Raw genomic sequence first — 405 nt, forward strand, 5'->3', positions numbered from 1 at the left:
GAACCCCCGAGGGGAGAAGTCCGCGTAGTTCGATCTTCAGACAAGGGCGCCGGTGATCACACCGGCGCCCTTTCTGCGTTCTAAGGTGGAGGCATGTCGCTGCCTCATGTCCTCCTGATCCACGGCTACACCGGCTCCGGCCCCGGCCACTGGCAGCGTTGGCTGGCTCAGACGGTGTCCGAGCACGGCGGCATGGCCGACATGCCGCACTTCAGCGACCCCGACCAGCCCGATCTGACCACGTGGTTGCGGGAGCTCGACACCCACCTCGAAGCCGCGCCGACCGACCGCGAACGGGTCGTCGTCGCCCACTCGCTCGGCTGCTACCTCTGGCTGCACCACGCCGCCCGCGAGGGCATCGGGCACGTGGACCGCGTGCTGCTGGTCGCCCCCCCCGCCCCGGAC

The 405-nt window shown here is 69.9% G+C and carries 1 protein-coding gene; it reads left to right on the plus strand.

Annotated elements, in window-relative coordinates; all coding sequences use genetic code 11:
• Window positions 1-93: 93 nt before the first annotated feature.
• Window positions 94-405, plus strand: a 312-nt coding sequence (locus B0F77_RS05295) for an RBBP9/YdeN family alpha/beta hydrolase (protein ID WP_143466577.1), incomplete at its 3' end; no start/stop codon positions are given.

Source organism: Lentzea kentuckyensis, assembly GCF_002150765.1.
GTDB lineage: Bacteria > Actinomycetota > Actinomycetes > Mycobacteriales > Pseudonocardiaceae > Lentzea > Lentzea kentuckyensis.